Origin of the sequence: Pseudomonas sp. L7 (assembly GCF_046605565.1) — a bacterium.
Lineage (GTDB): Bacteria > Pseudomonadota > Gammaproteobacteria > Pseudomonadales > Pseudomonadaceae > Aquipseudomonas > Aquipseudomonas wayambapalatensis.
The window spans coordinates 183,269-204,152 of sequence record NZ_CP176784.1; the positions used below are offsets into that span (position 1 = coordinate 183,269).

The window sequence follows — 20,884 nt, forward strand, 5'->3', positions numbered from 1 at the left end:
AGGTGATGTTTTTAATCTGTACTCATCAACGCGCACTACCCCACCTACCGCACATCGAAGACACATTTGGGAGTACAGACCATGAGCCAATTCACCTACAACCGCCTGAACAAAGACGACGCCGCCGTACTGTTGGTCGACCATCAGGCAGGCCTGCTGTCGCTGGTCCGTGACATCGAGCCGGACAAGTTCAAGAACAACGTGCTGGCGCTGGCCGACCTGGCCAAGTTCTTCAACCTGCCGACCATCCTCACCACCAGCTTCGAGCAAGGCCCCAACGGCCCGCTGGTGCCAGAGCTCAAGGCGCTGTTCCCGGACGCTCCCTACATCGCCCGCCCTGGCCAGATCAACGCCTGGGACAACGAAGACTTCGTCAAGGCAGTGAAGGCCACTGGCAAGAAACAGCTGATCATCGCCGGTGTGGTAACTGAAGTGTGCGTGGCCTTCCCGGCGCTGTCGGCCCTGGCCGAGGACTTCGAAGTATTCGTGGTGGCCGATGCCTCCGGCACCTTCAACGAGATGACCCGCGATGCCGCCTGGCGCCGCATGGAAGCTGCCGGTGCACAACTGATGACCTGGTTCGGCGTGGCCTGCGAGCTGCACCGCGACTGGCGCAACGATGTCGAAGGGCTGGCCGCGCTGTGCTCCAACCACATCCCGGACTATCGCAACCTGATCACCAGCTACAACGCTCTCACCGCTGGCAAGTGACCCACCCATGGCCGGTCGGCACGCCTCGTGGCCGACCGGCCAGCTGTGCGATGGAATGTTCCTCGCGCCCCGTACTCAAGATCCAGACCTACCCGACTTTCAGGAGATTCCGACATGAGCACACTAGTTACCCGCGATGGCACCGCGATCTATTACAAGGACTGGGGCAGCGGCAAGCCCGTGCTGTTCAGCCACGGCTGGCCGCTGGACGCCGACATGTGGGATGGCCAGATGGAATTCCTGGCCAGCCGCGGCTATCGCACCATCGCCTTCGACCGCCGCGGCTTCGGGCGTTCCAGCCAGCCGTGGAACGGTTACGACTACGACACCTTCGCCGATGACATCGCCCAGCTGATCGAGCATCTGGACCTGCGTGACGTCACCCTGGTCGGCTTCTCCATGGGCGGCGGCGATGTCACCCGCTACATCGCCAAGCATGGTAGCGAGCGCGTGGCCGGGCTGGTGCTGCTGGGGGCGGTAACGCCACTGTTCATCAAGACCGCCGACAACCCCGAGGGTGTCGACAAGTCGGTATTCGACGGTATTCGCGACGGCCTGCGTGCCGACCGTGCGCAGTTTATTTCCGACTTCGCCGCGCCGTTCTATGGCATCAACCATGGGCAGAAAGTCTCGCAGGGCGTGCAGGCCCAGACACTGAACATTGCCCTGCTGGCCTCGCTCAAAGGCACCATCGACTGCGTGACAGCGTTCTCTGAAACGGATTTCCGCCCGGACATGGCCAAAATCGATGTGCCGACCCTGGTGATCCACGGCGATGACGACCAGATCGTGCCGTTCGAGACAACCGGCAAGAAAGCCGCCGAGATGATCAAGGGCGCGCAGTTGAAGGTATATCCCGGTGCACCACACGGCTTTGCCGTGACCCATGCGCAGCAACTGAACGACGACTTGCTGGCATTTCTGGCGAAGTGACCGGCTGAGGCCGGGCCTGCGCGACTGCGGCATCGAGGGCGACTGGAGACAGTCGCCCTTTTTGCTGTTTGTGTGGCGGGTTTTCGCAGGTATCAGGTCATGCCATTGGATAGGAAGGCTCTCACGCCTTTGACGGAAAGCTGAAACTCCCTTCCGGAACACCTTCCCTCCAGAATTGTGCGTTCTGTGTAGAGCGGCTGGTGTTTCGCTTTGTCGGCACGGATGCAGAGCTTGTGGACTATCTGGACTATCACTAGGAGGCATTGTCATGCCCATGCATAACCCCCCCCATCCGGGTGAAGCGTTGCGCGAGGATGTCCTGCCGGCGATTGGCCTGAGTGTCTCTGCGCTTGCTCGTCATCTCGGTTATTCCCGAGGTCAACTGTCCACTGTGATGAACGGGCGCGCAGCTATCTCCGCCGATCTTGCGTACCGGCTTGAGTTGGCTGGATTGGGCAGTGCCCGCCAATATCTGGCAGAGCAGGCGGCGTATGATCTGTGGCAGGCTGCTCATCGTGAGCACCCGCCTATCGCGCGGCTGGGATTTGCTTGAACCGAAGTTGATTTTCACCCTTCGTGGCTCGTCGTCGAGCAGGTGTCGTGTCGCCGCAGGGGCTGCATGAAGGCCCCTGCGGCATACAACTCAGTCGTTATCCGATTCGAACAACCGCTCCAGCTCCACCCTGGCCTCCTTGGCCGTCTGCATCACCTTCGCCCGGTCATCGCGAACCCGCCCCTGTGCCTCCAGCACCTGCTGGTCGTGCTCGGTGAAGCGCTGGATGCGGTCTGCCGCCTGGGTCTCGCTCAGGCCGAGGCCGATCAGGGTCAGGCGGGTCATCTCCAGGCTTGAGTAGAAGGTCTCGCGAATCGGCTCGGCGCCGACGTCGAGCAACTTGTGCACGTGCTGGCGGTTACGCGCCCGGGCGATCACTTTCAGGTGCGGGTACTCATGCTTGACCCGCTCGGCGATGCGGATGGTCGCTTCCGGATCATCGGTGGTGATGACGAAGTACTCGGCCTCGCCGACCTTGGCCGCATGCAGCACCTCGGGGCGCATCGGGTCGCCGTAGAACACCGGGGCCTGTTCGAAGGTGCGGGTCATCTCGATGGCATCGACCGAGGTATCCAGGGCGATGAAGGAGACTTTCTGTGCCCGCAGGATACGCGCCACGATCTGCCCCATGCGGCCCATGCCGATGATCACCACGCGCGGGGCGTCGGCCTGGATCGTGCGGTATTGCTCCGGCACTTCGCGCGCTGGCGCCGGGCGCTTGATCAGGCGCGAACTGGCCAGCAGCAACATCGGCGTCAGGGCCATCGACAGGGTGATGGTCATCAGCAGCAGGTCGTAGGTGTAGGTGTCAAACAAGCCTTGGTCCTTGCCCAGCTTGAACACCACGAAGGCGAACTCACCTCCCGCCGCCAGCACCAGCCCCAGGCGCAGTGCGCTCAGGTTGTTCAGCCCGCCCACCGCACGCCCGACCAGCATCAGCAGTGGCAGTTTCACCGCTACCAGCAGCAAGGTCAGGCCCAGCAGCAGCGCAGGTGCTTCCAGCAGCAGGCCAAGGTTGGCGCCCATGCCGACGCTGATGAAGAACAGCCCCAGCAGCAGGCCCTTGAACGGTTCGATTTGCGACTCCAACTCATGCCGGTATTCGGAGTCGGCCAGCAGCAGGCCCGCGAGGAACGCGCCCAGCGCCATGGAAATGCCGGCTTCCTCCATCAGCCAGGCGGTGCCGATCACCACCAGCAGTGCGGTGGCCGTGGACACTTCCGGCAGGCCGGTACGGGCGACGATGCGAAACAGCGGGCGCAGCAGGTAGCGGCCGCCGACGATGACGATGGCGATGCTGCCGAACACCCGCAGGCCATGTTCGATGCTGTCGCCGTGGCTGGTGTCCGGGCCGCTGGCCGCCAGCAGGGGCACCAGCGCGATCAGCGGGATCGCGGCAATGTCCTGGAACAACAGGATGGCAAAGGCCAGGCGCCCGTGGGGGGCGTTCAGTTGCTTGCTTTCGGCCAGGCTCTGCAGGCCCAGTGCGGTGGATGACAACGCCAGGCCCAGACCGAGCACCACCGCCGCTGGCAGGGACTGGGCAAAGCCGAACAGGGCGATGGCACCGATGATCGCGCCGGTCAGCACCACTTGTGCCAGGCCCACGCCGAACACCGCCTTGCGCATCAGCCACAGACGTCGTGGGGAAAGTTCGAGGCCGATGATGAACAGCAGCAGGACTACGCCCAGTTCGGAAATGTGCGCCACGCTCTCGGTGTCGCGAATCAGGCCCAACGCTTGTGGACCGATGGCCACGCCAGCCAGCAGGTAGCCGATGACAGCACCCAGTTGCAGGCGCTTGGCCAGAGGCACGGCGACGACGGCGGCAAGCAGGAATATCACTGCAGTCTGCAGGATGCTGCCTTCATGTGGCATGGGTAGAACTCCAGGAGGCTTGGATGAAGCGCTGTGTGAGCAGGCGCCGGGGACGGTAGGCATTTTCGTCTCGGCGGGGGGAGGGGGCAACCGTCGGGGGTGGGAAGCAGCGTTCAGGATTTGGAGCCTTTGCAGCCCTCAAGGGCCTCTTCGCGGGCAAGCCCGCTCCTACACATGTGGGAGCGGGCTTGCCCGCGAAGAGGCCCGTGAGGCGACTATCGTTATTGCAGATGTTCCTTCAGCGCCTGCGCCGCCTGATTCATCGCGCTACGAGTTCCGGGCACCTGCCCCAGCACGTTCAGCAATCCGAAGTCATGGATCATGCCGTTGTAGCGCACGGCAGTCACCGGCACACCGGCAGCATCGAGCTTGCGGGCGTAGGCTTCGCCTTCGTCACGCAGCACATCCATTTCGGCGGTCTGCACCAGTGCTGGCGGCAGGCCTTTGAGTTGATCCAGGCTAGCCCGCAGTGGCGAGGCATGGATGTCATCACGCTGGCGCGGGTCGGTGGTGTAGCTGTCCCAGAACCACTGCATCATGTTGCGCGTCAGGAAGTGCCCTTCGGCAAACTGGTTGTACGATGCATTGTTGAAGTTGGCGTCGGTCACCGGCCACAACAGCGCCTGGAACCGCAGCTTGGGTGTACCCGCTTCCTTGGCCTTGATCGCCACCACCGCCGCCATGTTGCCGCCGACGCTGTTACCGGCCACGGCCAGTCGGCTGCCATCCACACCGATTTCCTTGCCGTGCTCGGCCACCCAGCGGGTCGCGGCGTAGGCCTGGTTGATCGCGGTGGGGAACTTCGCTTCTGGCGATGGCGTGTAGTCGACATAGACTGCCGCCGCGCCGGAGCCGACCACCAGATCATGGATCAGGCGCTCGTGGGTCGGGTAGTCGCCCAGCACCCAGCCACCGCCGTGGAAGAACATGAACACTGGCAGCTCACCTTTCGCGCCTTGCGGGCGCACCACGCGGATGTCCAGCGGCTTGCCGTCGATCTGCAGTGTGCGACGCTCGACCTGGATACCCGAAAGATCGACCTTGACGCTGGCTTGCGCACCGCTGAGCACGGCCCGTGCATCTTTGGGCGCCAAGGTTTCCAGCGGCTTGCCGCCACCGGCGGCCAGGGCATCGAGGAAGCCTTGGGTGGTGTGCTCGACGCCGGCGCTACCGGCGGCGAAGGCGCTGTTGACGGCGAGGGCGAGCAGGCCGGCGGTCAGGGTGCGGGACAGTTTCATGGTTCAAGCTCCTCTGGGGTCGGGCCGTGGGGTTCAGTTCTGGTTGGCGGCGGTGGTTGGGTGGATGTAGCTGACCTTCTGCACCTGGCCACTGCTGTTGCGGTAGGTGAGCGTTGCGGCGGAGGCATGGCTGCGAGTGCTGTTCGGGGCATCGACCGCGATGACCTGGGCGATGTCCAGGTTCATGCCGTAGTGGTAAGGCGTGGCCTCGATGGACTGGGCGAAGGCGCCTGCAGTTGTGCCGAGGGTCAGGGTGGCGATGGCGAAGACTTTGCGAAGGGTGGTCATGATCGTTCTCCAAGGTTCGGTAAGGGATCAGCGACTGCTTGCTGCTTGAGTCGAATATTGCGCGCAAATATTTAGCGCGCAAAATATATTTCCGCTATGGAGAAGATTGAGTGGGGTTATCGGTGGTGGTGCGGGCGTCGAGTCAACTGCCAGGGCGATATTGCAGGGCCTCGGCCAGATGGGAGCGGGCGATGCGCTCGGCCTGTTCAAGGTCAGCCAGGGTGCGGGCGACCTTGAGCAGACGGTGGGCGGCGCGCAACGAAAGGTTGAGTCGCTCGCACGCGCCTTCCAGCCATGACTGGTCGGCGGCTTTCAGGTCGCAATGTTTGCGCAGGCCTGGCATATCGAGAAACGCGTTGGCACAACCCTGGCGACGCTGTTGCCGCTCGCGGGTCTGGGCGACCTGGGCAGCGACGCTGGCGCTGGTCTCGCCACTGGGCTGGTGGCTGAGAGTGGTGCTTTCCCGTGCGACGGTCAGGTGCAGGTCGATGCGGTCGAGCAGCGGGCCCGAGAGCTTGTTGCGGTAGCGCTGGATCTGCTCAGGGCTGCACCGGCAGCGGGCTGCCGGGTCGCCCAGGTAGCCGCAGGGGCAGGGGTTCATCGCCGCTACAAGCTGGAAGCGCGCAGGAAAGCGCACCCGGTCCCTGGCCCGTGAAATCACGATCTCGCCAGACTCCAGCGGCTCGCGCAGCACCTCCAGCACACGCCGCTCGAACTCGGGCAGTTCGTCGAGAAACAGCACCCCATGATGGGCCAGCGTGATTTCCCCAGGCTGTGGCCGACTGCCGCCACCGACCAGTGCCGGGCCCGACGCGCTGTGATGAGGGTGGCGAAACGGCCGCTGCGGCCAGCAGTCGATCGGTGCCTTGCCGCTGACCGACTGGATGGCCGCAACCTCCAGCGCCTCGTGCTCGTCCAGCGGTGGCAGCAAGCCCGGCAGGCGGCTGGCGAGCAAGGTCTTGCCAGTGCCGGGTGGCCCGGTGAACAGCAGGTTGTGCGCCCCCGCCGCCGCGACCAGCAGGGCGCGCTTGGCCGCGATCTGCCCCTGTACTTCGCTCAGGTCCGGATAGGGGCGCGCGCGTAGCATCAAGCCATTGGCGGCATAGGCTGGCAGCGGTGCCTGGCCATTGAGGTGCGCTACCAGCTCCTGCAGATGCCCGACCGCATACACCACCAGCCCACTGGCCAGACTCGCTTCCTCGGCATTCTCCCGTGGCACCACCAGTGCCCGCCCGGCCTCCCGCGCCGCCAGCGCCGCCGGCAGCACGCCCTGTACCGGGCGCAATGCCCCGGATAGCGCCAACTCGCCCAGGCATTCGAAATCGACCAAGGTCGCCACCGGCACCTGGCCGTTGGCGGCGAGGATGCCCAGGGCGATGGCAAGGTCGTAGCGCCCGCCATCCTTGGGCAGGTCGGCGGGGGCGAGACTCTGGGTGATGCGTCGGGCCGGGTATTCGAGGCCGGAATTGACGATGGCACTGCGTACCCGGTCCTTGCTTTCCTTGACCGTGGCCTCGGGCAGGCCGACCAGGGTGAGGTTGGGCAGACCGTTGGCCAAGTGGGTTTCGACGCTGACAGCGGGCGCCAGCACCCCGACCTGGGCGCGGCTGTGGACGAGGGCGAGAGACATGGACACTCCTTGGTCACTGGGGATGCCGCGTCCTGCGGCAGGGGCAAGGATAGCCAGGGGCGTGGGCAGTGGCGGGTGAAGAGTGCGACGAGATTTTGCCAAGGCATGGCGTTTTTTTGTTGAGTGGACACAGTCCGTCAGGCCCACCGTGGCGCAGCAGCGTGAAGATACTTTTTATGTCATATGGCAAGTATTCACTAAGAAAATTGATTTCTCAGCAATTTTAAAAAACATAACCCTGTTTCTGGGTAAATAGAACGCAATCCAGACTAAGCGCTTTCAGCATAAATTGGATCCAATATCAGATATACGCTCACCTCACCCAGCGCCAGCACGATCGCTTACAGGCCAAGGAGAACGCCACCATGATGTTGAAGAACCCTTCCACTAAATACCGCCATTTCAACGTGGTTGATCTGCCGGACCGCACCTGGCCTGGCCAGGTACAGAAAGCTGCACCGGTCTGGTGCAGCGTTGATATGCGCGACGGCAACCAAGCCCTGATAGAACCGATGAACGCCGAGCGCAAGCGCCGCTTCTTCGATCTGCTGGTCAAGGTCGGGTTCAAGGAGATCGAGGTAGGTTTTCCGGCGGCTTCGCAGACTGATTTCGATTACGTCCGTGAGCTTATCGAAAGCGGCGCAATCCCTGACGATGTCACCATCCAGGTCATGACTCAGGCGCGTACTCACCTGATCGAGCGCACCTTCGAGGCGCTCAAGGGCGTGCCGCGGGCCATTGTGCATGTCTACAACGCCACGGCCCCTGTGTTCCGCGAAGTCGTGTTCGGTGTCGACCGCGCTGGCTGTATCGATATTGCCACCCAGGCCACCCGTGAGATCAAGGCGTTGATGCAGGCCAATCCGCAAACCCAGTGGACCTACCAGTATTCGCCGGAAACGTTCTGCTTCACCGAGTTGGACTTCGGCCTGGAAATCTGCGACGCGGTCATCGCCGAGTTCCAGCCAACGCCGTCCAACAAGATGATTCTCAATCTGCCCACAACCGTCGAGGTGTCGACGGCCAACGTGTTCGCCGACCAGATCGAATGGTTCTGCAGGCATGTGAGCCAGCGAGACAGCGTGATCATCAGCGTGCACCCACACAATGACCGCGGCACCGGGGTGTCAACTGCCGAGCAGGCGTGCCTGGCGGGTGCCGAACGGGTCGAGGGGACGCTGTTCGGCAATGGCGAGCGCACCGGCAACGTCGATATCCTGACCTTGGCCATGAATCTGTATACCAGCGGCATCAGCCCTGAACTGGACTTCTCGGACATCACCCACGTTCAGCGTGAGGTCGAGTACTGCAACCAGTTACCTACCCATCCTCGTCATCCCTATGCCGGTGAGTTGGTGTTCACTGCGTTCTCCGGCTCTCATCAGGACGCGATCAAGAAAGGCTTTGCGCGCCGCCGCGCAAACCCTCACGGTTATTGGGAAATCCCCTACCTGCCGATCGACCCTGCCGACATGGGGCGCAGCTATGAGGCGGTGATCCGGGTCAACAGCCAGTCGGGCAAGGGAGGCGTGGCGTATCTGCTGGAGCAGCAGGGCATCGTGCTGCCGCGGCGTCTGCAAATGGAGTTCAGCGGCGTGGTGCAGCGGGTTGCCGATGCCGAAGGCCAGGAAGTGACCAGCGATATGATCCTGGCCTGCTTCACTGAAACCTATCTGCAGCAGGGCAGGCCCTACACCCTGACCCAGCCCATGCTCACCAGTGACCGAGCAAGCACCTACGTCAGTGCTCAATTGCTCGTTGACGGTGGCCGCCTGCCATTGACCGGGGAGGGTAACGGGCCGCTCGCCGCGCTGGTCAACGCCTTTGCCGCACTTGGCCTGAATTTCGACATCGCCGACTACCATGAGCATGCGGTACGTGATGGCGCCCAGGCCGAGACGATCGCCTATGTGGAAATTCGCGTCAACAACCAGCTGCTTTTCGGTGTTGGTAAAGACAGCAGCATTCTCCAGGCTTCGCTGCAGGCTTTGGTCAGTGCCGTGTGCAGGGCCACTCGCCAGGGCCTGCTCGAGCCCTTGGGCAATACCATCGTCACGGCCTGAGGCGATATCGGCATTGGAAGCCTTGGGAACAGACTGCGGGCATGGTGCGGTGGTGGCCAGCCACGAGGTCCGCATGGAAGGCGATGTATACATGCGGACCTTGCAGCTCAGTTCACGCATTGAACACTGTCAGATCATCCTGGTTTCCGGATTTTGGTCTTCGAACCTGGCAGTTCTTCAGTCAGGCGTGCGCTCCTGCACCTCCACCAGCCCAGCCTCCAGCCCCCGCACCATCACGCCCTCGGGCACCGCTGCACCGGTCGTCACCGGAATCTGCTCGACCGCAGCCTGTGGCGTCGCTCGATACACCACGTAGCGTCCCCCCTGGCCATCATCGCGCAATGCGTGCGGGGGAATGGCGATACCCTGTTCGTCACGCTGCAGAATGATCGACAGGCGTGCGCTCATCCCCGCGCGCATGGGGTGCTGCAAGGGCTGTGCTGGCAGGTCGATCGACACCTTCACTGGGTACTGGGCTCCGGCGCCTTGCGTATCAGCCGTCTCGCTCTGGATACCGATGGCGGTCAGGCGACCGCTCAGTTCACCGGAAAAGCCGTCGCCACTGATCTGCACCGGCATGCCTTCGTGCAGTAGGCGCAGGTCGGTCTCTTCCACCCGGCTCAAGGCCTGAAAGCGCTCCTGGCCTATCACGCCGAGCAGCGGTACCCCCTGGGTAACGGCGACACCCGTTTGCAGGGGAACGGATTTTCCGCCCTCTTGAGGGGCCGGGCGAACCACATACCCGGCCAGCGGAGCGAGCAGTTCGCGTCGTGCATACAACTGCTCGAGGGCCTGATGGCGCGCTTGGGCGTTGGCCAGTTCCATTGCCGCGATGCTGAGCTCCTCGCCGTGGCCGTGCGCAAGTGTTGTAAGCAGATCCTCGTTGGCGGCGGTCAGGTCCTGGCGCTGGGTGTTCACCTGCTGAGCCAGGCTTTCGACCTCCATTCGCGCGACGATGCCGCGCTCGAACAGCGCCTGGGTATCGCGCAGGTTATTCTCGCTGCGGGATAGGTTCTGGTTCGCGGCCGCCACTGCGCGCCGTGCGCGGGCGACTTCTGGGCTGGAGCTCCAACGTTCCAGGCGTTGCGCCTCTCGACGGGCCTTGAGCAGCTCAGCCTGTGCCTGGCGCAATTGCACTTGCAGCTGCGCAGGGTCCAGCGTCACCAGCACCTGGCCTTTCTCGACGTGCTGGCCCTCCTGTACGCGCACGTCGGCGATCAGCCCATCGAAAGGTGCAGCGAGGGTGATGTGGTCCATTGACTGCAGGTGGCCTACCAGGCCCAGGCGATTTTCCAGCAGGCGCGGTGCTACCTGCACCCACTGCGCTTGTGGGGAAGCGCCCGGCTGCTCATCCGCATCGCCGTAGCAGCCCGGCAGATTGGCGAGGGCCAGCACCAGTAGCGCGCGGCCGCCAGTGATCGAGCAAAACCTAGTCATTCAGTGCAATGTCCCAACTGTCCAGCGTGGTGCCCAGGGTCTGGTCCAGTTCGGCCTGGGCGTTCATGTAGCTGATGAGCGCACCCAGGCGCGTATTCTGCGCCGTGCGCAGGTCGTTCTCGAAACTCAGAACCTGGAAGTTGCTTGATCGGCCGACGGTGAGTTTTTCTCGTTCGATCGCTAGTTTGCGTTGCGACAATTCCTGCGCGCGCAGGGCAATCTGGTACTGGCGCCAGCGCACGCCGATGTCGCGCACGGCATTGGTCACGTCCCGCTGGAGTTGCTGACGTGCTTCCTGCAACCGGACTTCCTGGGTTTCCACCCCGACACGCGCATGTACTTCAGCCTGACGGGTACTCAGGTCACCGATCGGAATTTCCACTTGAACACCCACATAATTCTCCCAACTGCGCGCGCTGCCGTTGAGGTTGTTGCGTTCACGTACCTGGGCGCCACCACCGACCAGAGAGACGTCCCACAGGCGCTCGTTACGCGCCACCGTCAGGTTGATCGTTGCTTGCTCGCCGGCAATCAGTTCGATGAGGTAGGTCGGTTGCAGGGCCTGAGCCTGTTGAAGGGCCAAGGAGGTGTCGATATCGATCGCGTCTGCATGGACCGTGTCGCTGGCGACGATGGGGGTATCGAGATCCAGCGCCAGCATCTGCAACAGAGCCAGGCGCGCGGCTTGCTGTTGATTGCGGGCGTCTTCCAGTCCGAGCTCCTGGGTGGCGACTTCGGCTTCGGTCTGGACTATCTCGAAGGCTGCCATGCGACCGGCAGCAATCATTGCCTGGTTCACCTCGAGCAATTGATTGGCCCGCTGCAGGGCGTCGCGGGCAATCTGCAACTGCTCCTGGGTCTGCAGCAGAGTGTGATAACCGATGATGATTCGGGTGATGGTCTGCGCCACGGTGTCTTTCAACGCCAGCCGGTTGACCTGCTCGCCCAGGCGGGCCAGTTGCACCGGTGCCGTGGCGACATCCCTGCCGGCACCGCGCAGCAGCGGCTGGATGACCGTGATGTTGGCGCCGTCGTTACGGGTCAGCCCGGCCAGTTCGGCCTCGGTGTGACGATAGGTCCAGCCCAGGCTCAGGCGGGTGCCGTAAGGAGTCAGCAGGGTCGTAGTGGGTGTGATATCCCCTTGGCGATAGCGGTCGGCCTGGTTGTGATTGGACAGGTAGTTGCCGCGGATGAGCAGCTTGGGGCTGAAACGATCCTCGGCCACCCGCAGGTCGAACTTCTGAGCAATTCGATCCAGATAGGCGCTGCGGATCCCGCGGTTGTCGCGCAGACCGAGGTAGATCGCGTCGCTTAGGCTCAAATCAATGCGCTGTGCCTTCAGCGAGAGGCTGGAAACGGCTGGCGAAGGTGCGCTCGACCGGGTCGCCTGGGAAGGCGCGAGCGCCAGGCTGGCCAGGGCAGGCCCGGTGCTCATGATCAGCAGTAGCAAGGCCAGGCAGCGCTCAATCATCGCGCAACGCCTGTACCGGTTGCAGGCGGGCGGCAGACAGCGCCGGGCTCAAGCCGAAGAACAGCCCGGTGAGGACTGCGCCTCCGATGCCAAGTGGCAACGACAGGGGGGCGAGGCTGAAGTCGGCCCAGCCAGACAGCAAAGTAAACAGCCACCCCGCGCCCACGCCCAGCACTGCACCGCAAGCTGCGCCGGTCACGGCCAGTACTACCGCTTCGAGGAGAAACAGCCAGGCGATATCTTGCGGGCGGGCGCCGAGTGCCATGCGCACGCCGATCTCGCGGCGGCGTTCGGAGACGTTCATCAGCATCACGTTCATCACCCCGACACCGCCCACCAGCAGGGCAATGCCGCCCAGCCCTGCCAGCAGCCAGGAGAACAGCCGCGACTGCTGGGCGATACCGGCGAGCAACTGCTGGGGAGCCTGGACATCGATCGTGCGACCGGGCAGTGCGGTCTGCAACCGCGCCTGCAGGCGAGGGGCGACGGCAAGTGGGTCGGCACCGTCGGCAGTGCGCGCCAGAACGGTACCCACCTGAGATGCGCTGACCAGCCGTCGCATACCTTCGAGCGGGATCAGCAAGCTGTCGTCGATCGACAGCGGCAGCAGTGGGTTTTGTCCGATGCCGTGCAATACGCCGATCACCTGGAACACGTAGCCTGCGATCTGTAGCTGTGCGCCAGGCATGACCGGCATGCCCTGTGCGGCCAGATCGGCGGCAAGGCGCTCGCCCAGTACCGCATGGGTGCTGCGGCTGTCGTAAGGGCTGATGAAACGCCCCTCTATCAATCTCAGGTCGAGTACTTCGGCCAGTTGCGGATCTACCCCGGCTAGCAGCGCGTCGTGTGTTCGTCCGTGCAGACTCACGCGTACCGACGACAGGCTCAGCGGACTGATTGCACGCAGTCCCGGCTCGGCTTCGCGCACGGCTTGGGCGTCGAAGGGCTGCGTTGCCTGTGCCGACAAGTGGGCGCCTGCAGGCCATTGCACGTCGGCGACCAGCAGGTTACTGCCCATGCCCTTGAACACCGCCATCGCCTGGCGCTGGGCGTTATGCCCAATGTTCAGCAGCGCAACCACGGCTGCGCAGCCGACTGCGATACCGAGCAACGCCAGAATGGCCCGGCGTCCCAGGCGCTGGAGGCTATCGAATGGTTCAGAAAGGCGCTGAGCGAGGGATGGGCCGTAGGCTCGCGTGCTAACCATGCACGACCTCGCGTATGCAGCCCTCGACAACCTGCAGGCAGCGTTGCAGACGACGGGCAATCCCCAGGTCATGGGTGACGATGATCAGGGTGACGCCCTGCTCACGGTTGAGAGCCAGCAGCAGTTCGATGATGTCTTGTGCAGTCTGGCCATCGAGGTTGCCGGTGGGCTCGTCGGCGAGCAGCAGTTGGGGCTCACCGACGAGGGCGCGGGCAATGGCCACTCGCTGGCGTTGGCCCCCGGAGAGCTCTGCCGGGCGGTGGTGCAGCCGTTCGCCGAGGCCTACCCGCCGCAACTGCTGGCGCGCCGCCTCCCGTGCCGAGTTGCGTGGCTCGCCACGGTAAAGCAGCGGCAAGGCGACATTGTCGAGGGCATCCAGACGCGGCAGCAGGTTGAAGCCCTGAAAAACGAAGCCGATGTGCTGGTTGCGCATCACTGCGCGGGCGCCATCGGTTGCCAGGGTCATGTCGCGGCCTGCCAGGTGGAGGTGTCCTTGGGTGGGCTGGTCGAGCAGACCGATCAGGCTGAGCAAGGTGCTTTTGCCCGAGCCCGAGGCGCCAACGATGGCGCAACTTTGGCCGGCCTTGACCGACAACGAGACATCACGCAGCACGGGCCGCGCGGCGCTATGGGAGCTGTACGCATGCGTCACGCCTTGCAGGCGAATCAGCGTCTGGTTGGGTGACTCAGGCATCCATTGCCCACGATCCTTGGGAATCTGTTCAGGTATTCCCACTCAATACGATGGGCACCTGGTTGAAAAAATTCAGGTGTCTTGCGTTGCTGTCTTGTCGGTGTATTCAAGGCGTTTTGCCAAGACCAGATCGAGCAGCGATTGGAGTTGATCCTTGCTGTGCGATTGTTCTTTTTCGGCGTACTGGATGAGTTTGTTCAAATCATGTTCGTAGTTGTCGGGAAGCTGGGCTTCCATGATCGGCGGCAGGCCCTTGTAATAATCCAGGATGCCTTGAAGGGTTTTAGGTGACATGTGCCCGTCGCGGTTGTACTCGTCCATCAACTTCTGCGAAACCGCCCTGGACCAAGCCTCTTCTTGTGCACCGGTCTCCACCAGCGCTGCGCGCCGTTCGTTGACTGTAAATGCACCGCTGTCGTCATGCACGACTAGAGAGAGTTGTTCCATGGACATGCCCGCGAACGGGTTGGAACCTTTGTTGTTCAGGAAGGCGGTTGCCTGACGTGCTTGCTCGAGGCGCTGTGGGTCGTCCGAAGCGGGCGTTTCGGCATCGCGTTCGACCTTGGACTGCTCGAACGCCGGGCTGTGAATGGCGCGGGTAACCTGCTCAGCGATGGCTTTCAGGCCGCTACGGTCAGTACTGGCGTCGCGCTTTGCCGCGCGCGCTGCTGCGTCGCTGAGCAACTGCGCCAGTGGCGAGATGCTGGCGTTATCCGAGTTGCCCGTTTTCTGGGGCGCCGTGACCGAGGCCGTGGCGTCAGGCTTTTCATCTGGCTTGCCAGTGCCTTGAGTTGCGTTGAGGGTTTTTACCTGTGACGCCGGCAGGCTGTTGACACCATCCATGATCGTCTCCGTATCTCTCTGGGCAGCGGGGATGCTGCGTCTACTTTGGACCCGTTCTGCCCCGGATCGCTCCGGGGCAGAACGTTCAGCGACTTACTTGATCGTGAATTCGACGTTCCACGAATAGTTCGACAGGCTGGTCGAGGTGATGGTTGCGGTGCAGCGAGCGCCGCCGCTGGCATCGGCATCCTTGGTCCATTTCGGGATCTTGGTGATGGTGCCACCCAGCCCGCCCGGGGCAATCGTGTTGACGAACGAGGTACGGAACACGCAGGACTTGCCGCCGATGGCGTAGCGCACGAAGGCGGTGGTGATGTCTGGGCTCAGGGGGCCGGTCACGACAAAGGTGAAGGCCTGGTTCGGCAGGATCGAATCTTTGGGCTTGGGCGTTGCGCTGGCGTTGGTCAGGGCTTCGTTGTTGCCGATCATCGAGTACTTGGCTTCGGCAGTGCCCAGGTTCTTGACGGTGATCTGCACGGGAGGGCCTGCATGCGCTGCACCGGCAGCGAACAGGGAGGTAACGGCCAGGGCCGCGAAGATCCGTTTCTTGAATTGCATAGCGTATTTTCCATGTGTTGACATTTTCGTATGTCGCACGACGGACGACAGTCCGCCTTGCCCGGTCTGCAGCGTTACGGCAGCTGCATGTCCTTTCCGGTCACTTTGCATCGGTGCCTTCCATGGGTTAGCTCGACTTGCGCAAAGTCCAGCTAAATAAATCCTTCCAGTTGAGGCAGTTAACGGCACAGGGAGGGAATACTTTAGTGTCGGATTCTTGAGCGGCCTGAGACTTCAGTTCGTTGAGGTGTGCTTGTGCAGCATTTGCCTGGGCCTCGATGCCGAGGCGGTATCGAGGCGTGATCGTGAGGTTTCAGTCACCAGCGTTACGGCTGACCTCAAGATCATTCAACAACGCCTTGGCCAGGGCGCTGAGGTAGTGCAGGGCGGTGATTGCCGCAGGGTTCGCCTCCCCTGTGAACTGATCGCTCAGATCACGTGTACAGCCCACCAGCACTGAGATTTCTTCGATGGCGCGCTCATAGGGGACACCGGGCTGTACGCGAAACATCTCGAGAAAGGTGGCAACACCTGCGGTGGTGCGACCGGATTGGTTACCGCTCATGTTCATCACTCCTTGACGGGCTCAGGGTCATATCCGGTTCAGCGCATGCTCGATCAGCGCGCGCGCCGTTTCGGCAGAGTGTGCGGCGTTCGACAGCATGTGCAGGCCGGGTACACCGGCATAGGCGCGACAGTGTTCGTCGATGGTTTCGGCGACACCGCGCAACAGCTCGCTGGCGTGGGCCAGGGCGTCGGGAGGGGTCATGTCGGTGTGGATGGAGAAGTAGGGGTTGTTGATGAGCTTGAGGCGGGGTGGGTCGGGGACGAGTTTCTTCATGGTTCAACTCCTGGACGACATCTGGAGCTGCCACCAGAACCCTTCTCACGGATTAGGGTGGCAGCCGTGCACGAGGTGAGAAGTCCGTGGTCCAGGGACACGGCCAGGTCGAAACCTGCTCGCGCACGGCTACCATGACGGGAAGCCATTCCTGAAACACTTGGGCTTCTCACACCCAGTCGCCAATGTGGGCGACCCAGCGAAGTTATCCCTGAGGCATTTCCCCGACAATTAAGAGGCTTCCGCAAAGCGCGTAGGATACTTCCCAGGGATTATGGGCTGAAGGCTCCGGGTGCAATTTCAGATCTTTCATACGTCGGTTGCCCCATGGCTCGGCTTGTAACACCGGTCAGGCGGTTTTCGTGCTGTTTCAGGGCTATCTGCGTTGTCTGGTTGGCGGCCGCTGCGCGCCCGATCGCGGGACGAGCCCGCTCCCACAGGGGTTCTGTAGATCCATCGGAACCGGTGCAGTACTTGTGGGAGCGGGCTTGCCCGCGAAGCAGGCACCGCTGTGAATGGCACCTGCTGCGCTGTTGTTCGCGGCGCCTCGAAGAGTCCGCCCTACTAAGCAGGCGTTGCTGGCCTCGACCCCAAACAACACCACCAACACCACACTCAACACAAAGGTCACGATCACAAACTGCACATTGCGCTGCGCTGCGCCGGCCTGGGCGGGTGGCAGGTCGTGGGTGAGCGAGAAAGGGCTCGCTCATCACGCTTTTCAGGCGTTGACGGCGCCAAAAGGTACTTGGCCCCGGTCACCGCGTATCACGCGACCGGGGCCAAGATTCGGAATATCAGGTGACTACGCGGAAGGACGGCCTCGAAAGCGAGTCTCCTGCACTGAAGCAGAACAACCCAGATGCTTGCGATTTCCCTTCATATGACCTTGGCATGCCAGGCCTACGCAGCTCCGCCGACAAATTTTCTGCTGTCGCCGTAGTCAGGTGCCATGTTAAATCAGTGGGCGGAGCAAGCGCAAAAATGCGGGACGCTAGCCGGTTAGGCGCAGTTTTTCTCAGCCTCCAGACAACCGCGCCTCAACCCCAAACAACACCACCAACACCCCACTCAACACCAAGGTCACGATCACAAACAGCACATTGCGCCGCGCCGCCCGGGCCTGGGCGGGTGGCAGGTCGTGGGTGAGCGAGAAACGGGCTCGTTCATCAGGCTTTTCAGGCGTCATGGCAATGCTCCTCTCGCTCGGGTTGTCGTGGTTGCCTGCCGCAGATCACCTGCACACCAGCGCCGCGAGCCCTGGCCAGCAGCTCCTCGGTGTCGTCGCCCCCGGGCAGGGCGAGCAACAACTCGGGGCGGCTGTCGGTGAACATGAACAGGTTGCGCAGGCGTTCGGCCTGCTTGCCGTGCAACTGCCAGTTGGGCGGGTAGCGCACCAGGTCGGCGCCGTGCTCGCGTGCCCAGCTTTCGATCTCGCCACCGAGGAACTGGCTGCCGCCGTGAATCAACACCCGGATCGGCCGCTGGCGCTGGACATCGTCCAGGGCCTGGCGGCAGCGCCGGGTGTCGGCGTAGTTGCGTCCCGCACAGATCAGTACGCGCATGGTCTGCTCTCCCTGCTGGCTCAGAACCACTGTCCGAAGCGGCGGATGTAGAGGGTTTTCATGGTCTGAGCGACCACGCAGTAGCCCAGCAGGGTGGCGACCAGCCAAGGGAAGTATTCCCACGGCAGCGGCACCAGACCGACCATCGCGCCAACTGGCGAGAACGGGATGTAGATGCCCAGCGCCATCACCAGGCCCGTGGCCAGGATCACCGGCAGCGCCGCAGTGCTCTGGAAGAACGGCACCTTGCGGGTGCGCAGCATGTGCACCACCAGGGTCTGCGACAGCAGCCCTTCGATGAACCAGCCGGACTGGAACAGCGCCTGCATCTCGACACTGTTGGCGGCGAACACGTACCACATCAGGGCAAAGGTGGTGATGTCGAAGATCGACGAGGTCGGGCCGATCCACAGCATGAAGCGGCCGATATTGCGAGCGTCCCACTTGCGCGGTTCGCTGAGGAACTCCTTGTCCATGCGGTCCCACGGCAGCGACAGCTGGGAGAAGTCGTACATCAGGTTCTGCAGCAGCAGGTGGATCGCCAGCATCGGCAGGAAGGGGATGAACGCACTGGCCACCAGCACCGAGAACACGTTGCCGAAGTTGGAACTGGCGGTCATGCACAGGTACTTCATGATGTTGCCGAAGGTTTCGCGACCCTTGAGCACACCCTCCTCGAGCACCATCAGGCTTTTTTCCAGCAGGATGATGTCTGCCGATTCCTTGGCGATATCGGTGCCGCTGTCCACCGAGATACCGACGTCGGCGTCACGCAGGGCGGCAGCGTCGTTGATGCCGTCGCCGAGGAAGCCCACGGTGTGACCGTTGGCCTGCAGCGCCTTGAGCACGCGGGATTTCTGCAGTGGGGTGAGCTTGGCGAAGACGGTGCGTTCTTCGACCTGAATCTTCAGGGTAGTGTCGTCCATGCGCTCGATGTCCTGGCCAAGCAGCGGCAGGCCGGGCTCCAGGCCGACTTCGCGGCACACCTTGCAGGTGACCACCGGGTTATCGCCAGTCAGTACCTTGACCCGCACGCCCATGTCGCGCAGGGCGGCGATGGCCGGGCCGGCGGTTTCCTTGGGCGGGTCGAGGAAGGTCAGGAAGCCCTGGATCACCAGGTCGCGCTCGTCGTCGGTGTGGTACTGCGCCTTGCCTTCGCTTGCCGGAATGTCGCGGGTGGCGACCACCAGCACGCGGAAGCCGTCGCGGTTGAAGGCATCGGCGCTGGCCAGCAGGCGCTGGCGCCGACGCTCATCGAGGGCCACGACGCTTTCGCCTTCCTGCACATGGGTGGCGATGGCGAGCATTTCCTCGACCGCGCCTTTGCTCACCATCAGGTGATCGCCCAGGGCGTTCTTCACCACCACCGACAGGCGACGGCGAATGAAGTCGAACGGCAGCTCGTCGACCTTGGCGTAGGCGTAGGGCGCCTGGAACGCGCGGTCCTGGGCCGCGAAGTGGAGTACGGCCTGGTCCATCAGGTTGCGCACGCCGCTCTGGTGGTGGCTGTTGAGCCAGGCCAGCTCGAGGATGCGCTTGTCGCGCTCACCGTCGATGCGCACATGGTGCTCGAGGATGATCCGGTCCTGGGTGAGGGTGCCGGTCTTGTCGGTGCACAGCACATCCATCGAGCCCAGGTTCTGGATGGCGTTCAGGCGCTTGACCACCACCTTGCGCCGGGCCATGGCCACGGCGCCCTTGGCCAGGTTGGCGCTGACGATCATCGGCAGCATTTCCGGGGTCAGGCCCACGGCCACGGCGAGGGCGAAGAGGAAGGCATCGCCCCAGTCGCCCTTGACCAGGCCATTGATCATGAACACCACCGGTACCATCACCAGCATGAAGCGGATCAGCAGGCTGCTGACGCTGTTCACGCCGCGGTCGAAGGCGGTCTGGCTGCGCGAGCCGGCGATGGCCTTGGCCAGGGAGCCGAAGTAGGTGCGTCGACCGGTGGCGACCACCACGGCGCGGGCGCGGCCGCTGACCACGTTGGTGCCCATGAAACAGATGTTCGGCAGTTCGAGCAGGTTGTCCTGGTCAGCGCTGTCAGTCGTGGCGGACTTCTGCGCGACATTGCCCAGGGTGTCGTACTTCTCGACCGGCAGCGCTTCGCCGGTGAGCACCGCCTGGCTGATGAACAGGTCGCGTGATTCGAGCAGGCGGATGTCAGCGGGAATCATGTCGCCCGCCGAAAGCTGCACGATGTCGCCGGCCACCAGTTCGTCCATGGGCACTTCGCGCAGGCGCGGCGGCTCGCCGAACTGTTCGCGGCGCAGCACGGTGGCCGTGGTGCGTACCATCGCCTTGAGGGCGTCGGCGGCCTTGTTCGAGCGGTACTCCTGCCAGAAGCGCAGCAGGCTGCTGAGGCTGACCATGGTCATGATGATGATGACCTTGGTCAGGTCGGCGTCATCCGCTTCACCTGCGCTGATCGGCATCCAGTAGTCGGTGACGAAGCTGATCCCGGCCAGGGTCAGCAGGACGTAGATGAACGGGTTGTGCAGGGCCTTGAGCAGCTGCACCAGGGCGTGGGGTTGCTGGTCGTGGGCGACCTGGTTGGCGCCGTCGCGCTGCAGGCGCTTGGCGGCTTCGTGTTCGGTCAGCCCCAGTTCGCTGGCATCGAGGTTGGCGAGGGTGACCGACAGGCCATTGCGCGCTTCACGGGCGGCGCGGGTGGACAGGCGGGTTTCGCGTTCGGCCTTGGCCGGTGAGGTGTTGCGGTGTTTGACGGTCATGTTGCTGTGCTCCTGCCGCTGCGGCGGCACGACACACAGACGTTTCACTCAGGGGGTGAACGAAGGCATGTCGGGTCGCAGAAAAATGCTTGGTTTTTCCGACAGTTGTCTGTCCGCTGCCGAGAGTCGGAAGTTGTTTCGGCAGCGAACTTTCTACTCGCGCATTCCATGTTTGTATTCCTCGTTGATAAACAATGGGCAATAACCGTCCTGCGAACTTTCAAGATTGAAAGTTCGAT

The 20,884-nt window shown here is 63.0% G+C and carries 19 protein-coding genes; 4 read left to right on the forward strand and 15 right to left on the reverse strand.

The window, feature by feature from the left end:
• Positions 1–81 precede the first annotated feature (81 nt).
• The 3 genes from ycaC to ACK3BK_RS00900 all read left to right on the forward strand — a co-directional run bounded on the left by ycaC (position 82) and on the right by ACK3BK_RS00900 (position 2,197).
• Positions 82–711 (forward strand): isochorismate family cysteine hydrolase YcaC, encoded by a 630-nt coding sequence (gene ycaC / locus ACK3BK_RS00890; RefSeq protein ID WP_054893711.1) that lies wholly within the window; start codon positions 82–84, stop codon positions 709–711.
• A gap of 114 nt (positions 712–825) precedes the next feature.
• Positions 826–1,644, forward strand: a complete 819-nt coding sequence (locus tag ACK3BK_RS00895) for an alpha/beta fold hydrolase (RefSeq protein ID WP_411383576.1) — start codon at positions 826–828, stop codon at positions 1,642–1,644.
• Positions 1,645–1,912: 268 nt separating this feature from the next.
• Positions 1,913–2,197 carry a HigA family addiction module antitoxin gene (locus ACK3BK_RS00900; RefSeq protein WP_081255182.1) on the forward strand — a complete coding sequence of 95 codons (285 nt, stop codon included), beginning with the start codon at positions 1,913–1,915 and terminating at the stop codon, positions 2,195–2,197.
• A 90-nt stretch (positions 2,198–2,287) separates the two neighbouring features.
• On the opposite strand, the gene ACK3BK_RS00905 is transcribed toward ACK3BK_RS00900, so the two are convergent.
• From ACK3BK_RS00905 to ACK3BK_RS00920, 4 genes are all read right to left on the reverse strand, one after another.
• Positions 2,288–4,075, reverse strand: coding sequence for a monovalent cation:proton antiporter-2 (CPA2) family protein (locus ACK3BK_RS00905; protein ID WP_411383577.1), 1,788 nt, complete (start codon positions 4,073–4,075; stop codon positions 2,288–2,290).
• A 221-nt stretch (positions 4,076–4,296) separates the two neighbouring features.
• Positions 4,297–5,313 carry an alpha/beta hydrolase gene (locus ACK3BK_RS00910; protein ID WP_186667350.1) on the reverse strand — a complete coding sequence of 339 codons (1,017 nt, stop codon included), beginning with the start codon at positions 5,311–5,313 and terminating at the stop codon, positions 4,297–4,299.
• Between the two features lie 33 nt (positions 5,314–5,346).
• Positions 5,347–5,601: a DUF2790 domain-containing protein gene (locus ACK3BK_RS00915; protein WP_411383578.1), complete on the reverse strand. Its 255-nt coding sequence runs from the start codon at positions 5,599–5,601 to the stop codon at positions 5,347–5,349.
• 142 nt (positions 5,602–5,743) lie between these two features.
• Positions 5,744–7,231, reverse strand: a complete 1,488-nt coding sequence (locus tag ACK3BK_RS00920; RefSeq protein ID WP_186667352.1) for a YifB family Mg chelatase-like AAA ATPase — start codon at positions 7,229–7,231, stop codon at positions 5,744–5,746.
• A 365-nt stretch (positions 7,232–7,596) separates the two neighbouring features.
• On the opposite strand from ACK3BK_RS00920, the gene leuA reads away from it, so the two are divergent.
• The gene (gene leuA / locus ACK3BK_RS00925; protein ID WP_186667353.1) at positions 7,597–9,294 is read left to right on the forward strand and encodes a 2-isopropylmalate synthase; all 1,698 of its coding nucleotides are present in this window, start codon (positions 7,597–7,599) and stop codon (positions 9,292–9,294) included.
• A gap of 177 nt (positions 9,295–9,471) precedes the next feature.
• On the opposite strand, the gene ACK3BK_RS00930 is transcribed toward leuA, so the two are convergent.
• From ACK3BK_RS00930 to mgtA, 11 genes are all read right to left on the reverse strand, one after another.
• Positions 9,472–10,731 (reverse strand): efflux RND transporter periplasmic adaptor subunit, encoded by a 1,260-nt coding sequence (locus ACK3BK_RS00930; protein ID WP_411383579.1) that lies wholly within the window; start codon positions 10,729–10,731, stop codon positions 9,472–9,474.
• On the reverse strand, positions 10,724–12,166 hold the full coding sequence (locus ACK3BK_RS00935; RefSeq protein ID WP_411384433.1) for a TolC family protein: 1,443 nt from the start codon (positions 12,164–12,166) through the stop codon (positions 10,724–10,726). The genes ACK3BK_RS00930 and ACK3BK_RS00935 overlap by 8 nt, the downstream gene beginning before the upstream one ends.
• A gap of 28 nt (positions 12,167–12,194) precedes the next feature.
• Complete coding sequence (locus ACK3BK_RS00940) at positions 12,195–13,409, reverse strand: ABC transporter permease (RefSeq protein ID WP_186710904.1); 1,215 nt, start codon at positions 13,407–13,409, stop codon at positions 12,195–12,197.
• Positions 13,402–14,103, reverse strand: coding sequence for an ABC transporter ATP-binding protein (locus ACK3BK_RS00945; RefSeq protein WP_186667357.1), 702 nt, complete (start codon positions 14,101–14,103; stop codon positions 13,402–13,404). The genes ACK3BK_RS00940 and ACK3BK_RS00945 overlap by 8 nt, the downstream gene beginning before the upstream one ends.
• Positions 14,104–14,175: 72 nt before the next feature.
• Complete coding sequence (locus ACK3BK_RS00950; RefSeq protein WP_411383580.1) at positions 14,176–14,946, reverse strand: hypothetical protein; 771 nt, start codon at positions 14,944–14,946, stop codon at positions 14,176–14,178.
• Positions 14,947–15,039: 93 nt separating this feature from the next.
• Positions 15,040–15,504 carry a hypothetical protein gene (locus tag ACK3BK_RS00955; RefSeq protein WP_054893667.1) on the reverse strand — a complete coding sequence of 155 codons (465 nt, stop codon included), beginning with the start codon at positions 15,502–15,504 and terminating at the stop codon, positions 15,040–15,042.
• A gap of 313 nt (positions 15,505–15,817) precedes the next feature.
• A complete protein-coding gene (locus tag ACK3BK_RS00960) occupies positions 15,818–16,069 on the reverse strand; it encodes a DUF3077 domain-containing protein (protein WP_153772506.1) in 252 nt (83 codons plus the stop codon).
• Between the two features lie 27 nt (positions 16,070–16,096).
• The gene (locus ACK3BK_RS00965; RefSeq protein WP_411383581.1) at positions 16,097–16,345 is read right to left on the reverse strand and encodes a hypothetical protein; all 249 of its coding nucleotides are present in this window, start codon (positions 16,343–16,345) and stop codon (positions 16,097–16,099) included.
• A gap of 1,018 nt (positions 16,346–17,363) precedes the next feature.
• Positions 17,364–17,534, reverse strand: a complete 171-nt coding sequence (locus ACK3BK_RS00970) for a hypothetical protein (RefSeq protein WP_186667362.1) — start codon at positions 17,532–17,534, stop codon at positions 17,364–17,366.
• Positions 17,524–17,910 (reverse strand): DUF2493 domain-containing protein, encoded by a 387-nt coding sequence (locus ACK3BK_RS00975; RefSeq protein WP_063542109.1) that lies wholly within the window; start codon positions 17,908–17,910, stop codon positions 17,524–17,526. Before ACK3BK_RS00975 ends, ACK3BK_RS00970 begins: the two co-directional genes overlap by 11 nt.
• A gap of 20 nt (positions 17,911–17,930) precedes the next feature.
• Positions 17,931–20,645 carry a magnesium-translocating P-type ATPase gene (gene mgtA / locus ACK3BK_RS00980; RefSeq protein ID WP_411383582.1) on the reverse strand — a complete coding sequence of 905 codons (2,715 nt, stop codon included), beginning with the start codon at positions 20,643–20,645 and terminating at the stop codon, positions 17,931–17,933.
• Positions 20,646–20,884 lie beyond the last annotated feature (239 nt).

Excerpts from the sequence above, each read along its gene's own strand:
- ycaC (WP_054893711.1), top strand. The coding sequence starts at position 82 with ATGAGCCAATTCACCTACAACCGCCTGAACAAAGACGACGCCGCCGTA.
- ACK3BK_RS00895 (WP_411383576.1), top strand. The coding sequence starts at position 826 with ATGAGCACACTAGTTACCCGCGATGGCACCGCGATCTATTACAAGGAC.
- ACK3BK_RS00900 (WP_081255182.1), top strand. The coding sequence starts at position 1,913 with ATGCCCATGCATAACCCCCCCCATCCGGGTGAAGCGTTGCGCGAGGAT.
- ACK3BK_RS00905 (WP_411383577.1), bottom strand. The coding sequence starts at position 4,075 with ATGCCACATGAAGGCAGCATCCTGCAGACTGCAGTGATATTCCTGCTT.
- ACK3BK_RS00910 (WP_186667350.1), bottom strand. The coding sequence starts at position 5,313 with ATGAAACTGTCCCGCACCCTGACCGCCGGCCTGCTCGCCCTCGCCGTC.
- ACK3BK_RS00915 (WP_411383578.1), bottom strand. The coding sequence starts at position 5,601 with ATGACCACCCTTCGCAAAGTCTTCGCCATCGCCACCCTGACCCTCGGC.
- ACK3BK_RS00920 (WP_186667352.1), bottom strand. The coding sequence starts at position 7,231 with ATGTCTCTCGCCCTCGTCCACAGCCGCGCCCAGGTCGGGGTGCTGGCG.
- leuA (WP_186667353.1), top strand. The coding sequence starts at position 7,597 with ATGATGTTGAAGAACCCTTCCACTAAATACCGCCATTTCAACGTGGTT.
- ACK3BK_RS00930 (WP_411383579.1), bottom strand. The coding sequence starts at position 10,731 with ATGACTAGGTTTTGCTCGATCACTGGCGGCCGCGCGCTACTGGTGCTG.
- ACK3BK_RS00935 (WP_411384433.1), bottom strand. The coding sequence starts at position 12,166 with ATGAGCACCGGGCCTGCCCTGGCCAGCCTGGCGCTCGCGCCTTCCCAG.
- ACK3BK_RS00940 (WP_186710904.1), bottom strand. The coding sequence starts at position 13,409 with ATGGTTAGCACGCGAGCCTACGGCCCATCCCTCGCTCAGCGCCTTTCT.
- ACK3BK_RS00945 (WP_186667357.1), bottom strand. The coding sequence starts at position 14,103 with ATGCCTGAGTCACCCAACCAGACGCTGATTCGCCTGCAAGGCGTGACG.
- ACK3BK_RS00950 (WP_411383580.1), bottom strand. The coding sequence starts at position 14,946 with ATGGATGGTGTCAACAGCCTGCCGGCGTCACAGGTAAAAACCCTCAAC.
- ACK3BK_RS00955 (WP_054893667.1), bottom strand. The coding sequence starts at position 15,504 with ATGCAATTCAAGAAACGGATCTTCGCGGCCCTGGCCGTTACCTCCCTG.
- ACK3BK_RS00960 (WP_153772506.1), bottom strand. The coding sequence starts at position 16,069 with ATGAGCGGTAACCAATCCGGTCGCACCACCGCAGGTGTTGCCACCTTT.
- ACK3BK_RS00965 (WP_411383581.1), bottom strand. The coding sequence starts at position 16,345 with ATGAAGAAACTCGTCCCCGACCCACCCCGCCTCAAGCTCATCAACAAC.
- ACK3BK_RS00970 (WP_186667362.1), bottom strand. The coding sequence starts at position 17,534 with ATGACGCCTGAAAAGCCTGATGAACGAGCCCGTTTCTCGCTCACCCAC.
- ACK3BK_RS00975 (WP_063542109.1), bottom strand. The coding sequence starts at position 17,910 with ATGCGCGTACTGATCTGTGCGGGACGCAACTACGCCGACACCCGGCGC.
- mgtA (WP_411383582.1), bottom strand. The coding sequence starts at position 20,645 with ATGACCGTCAAACACCGCAACACCTCACCGGCCAAGGCCGAACGCGAA.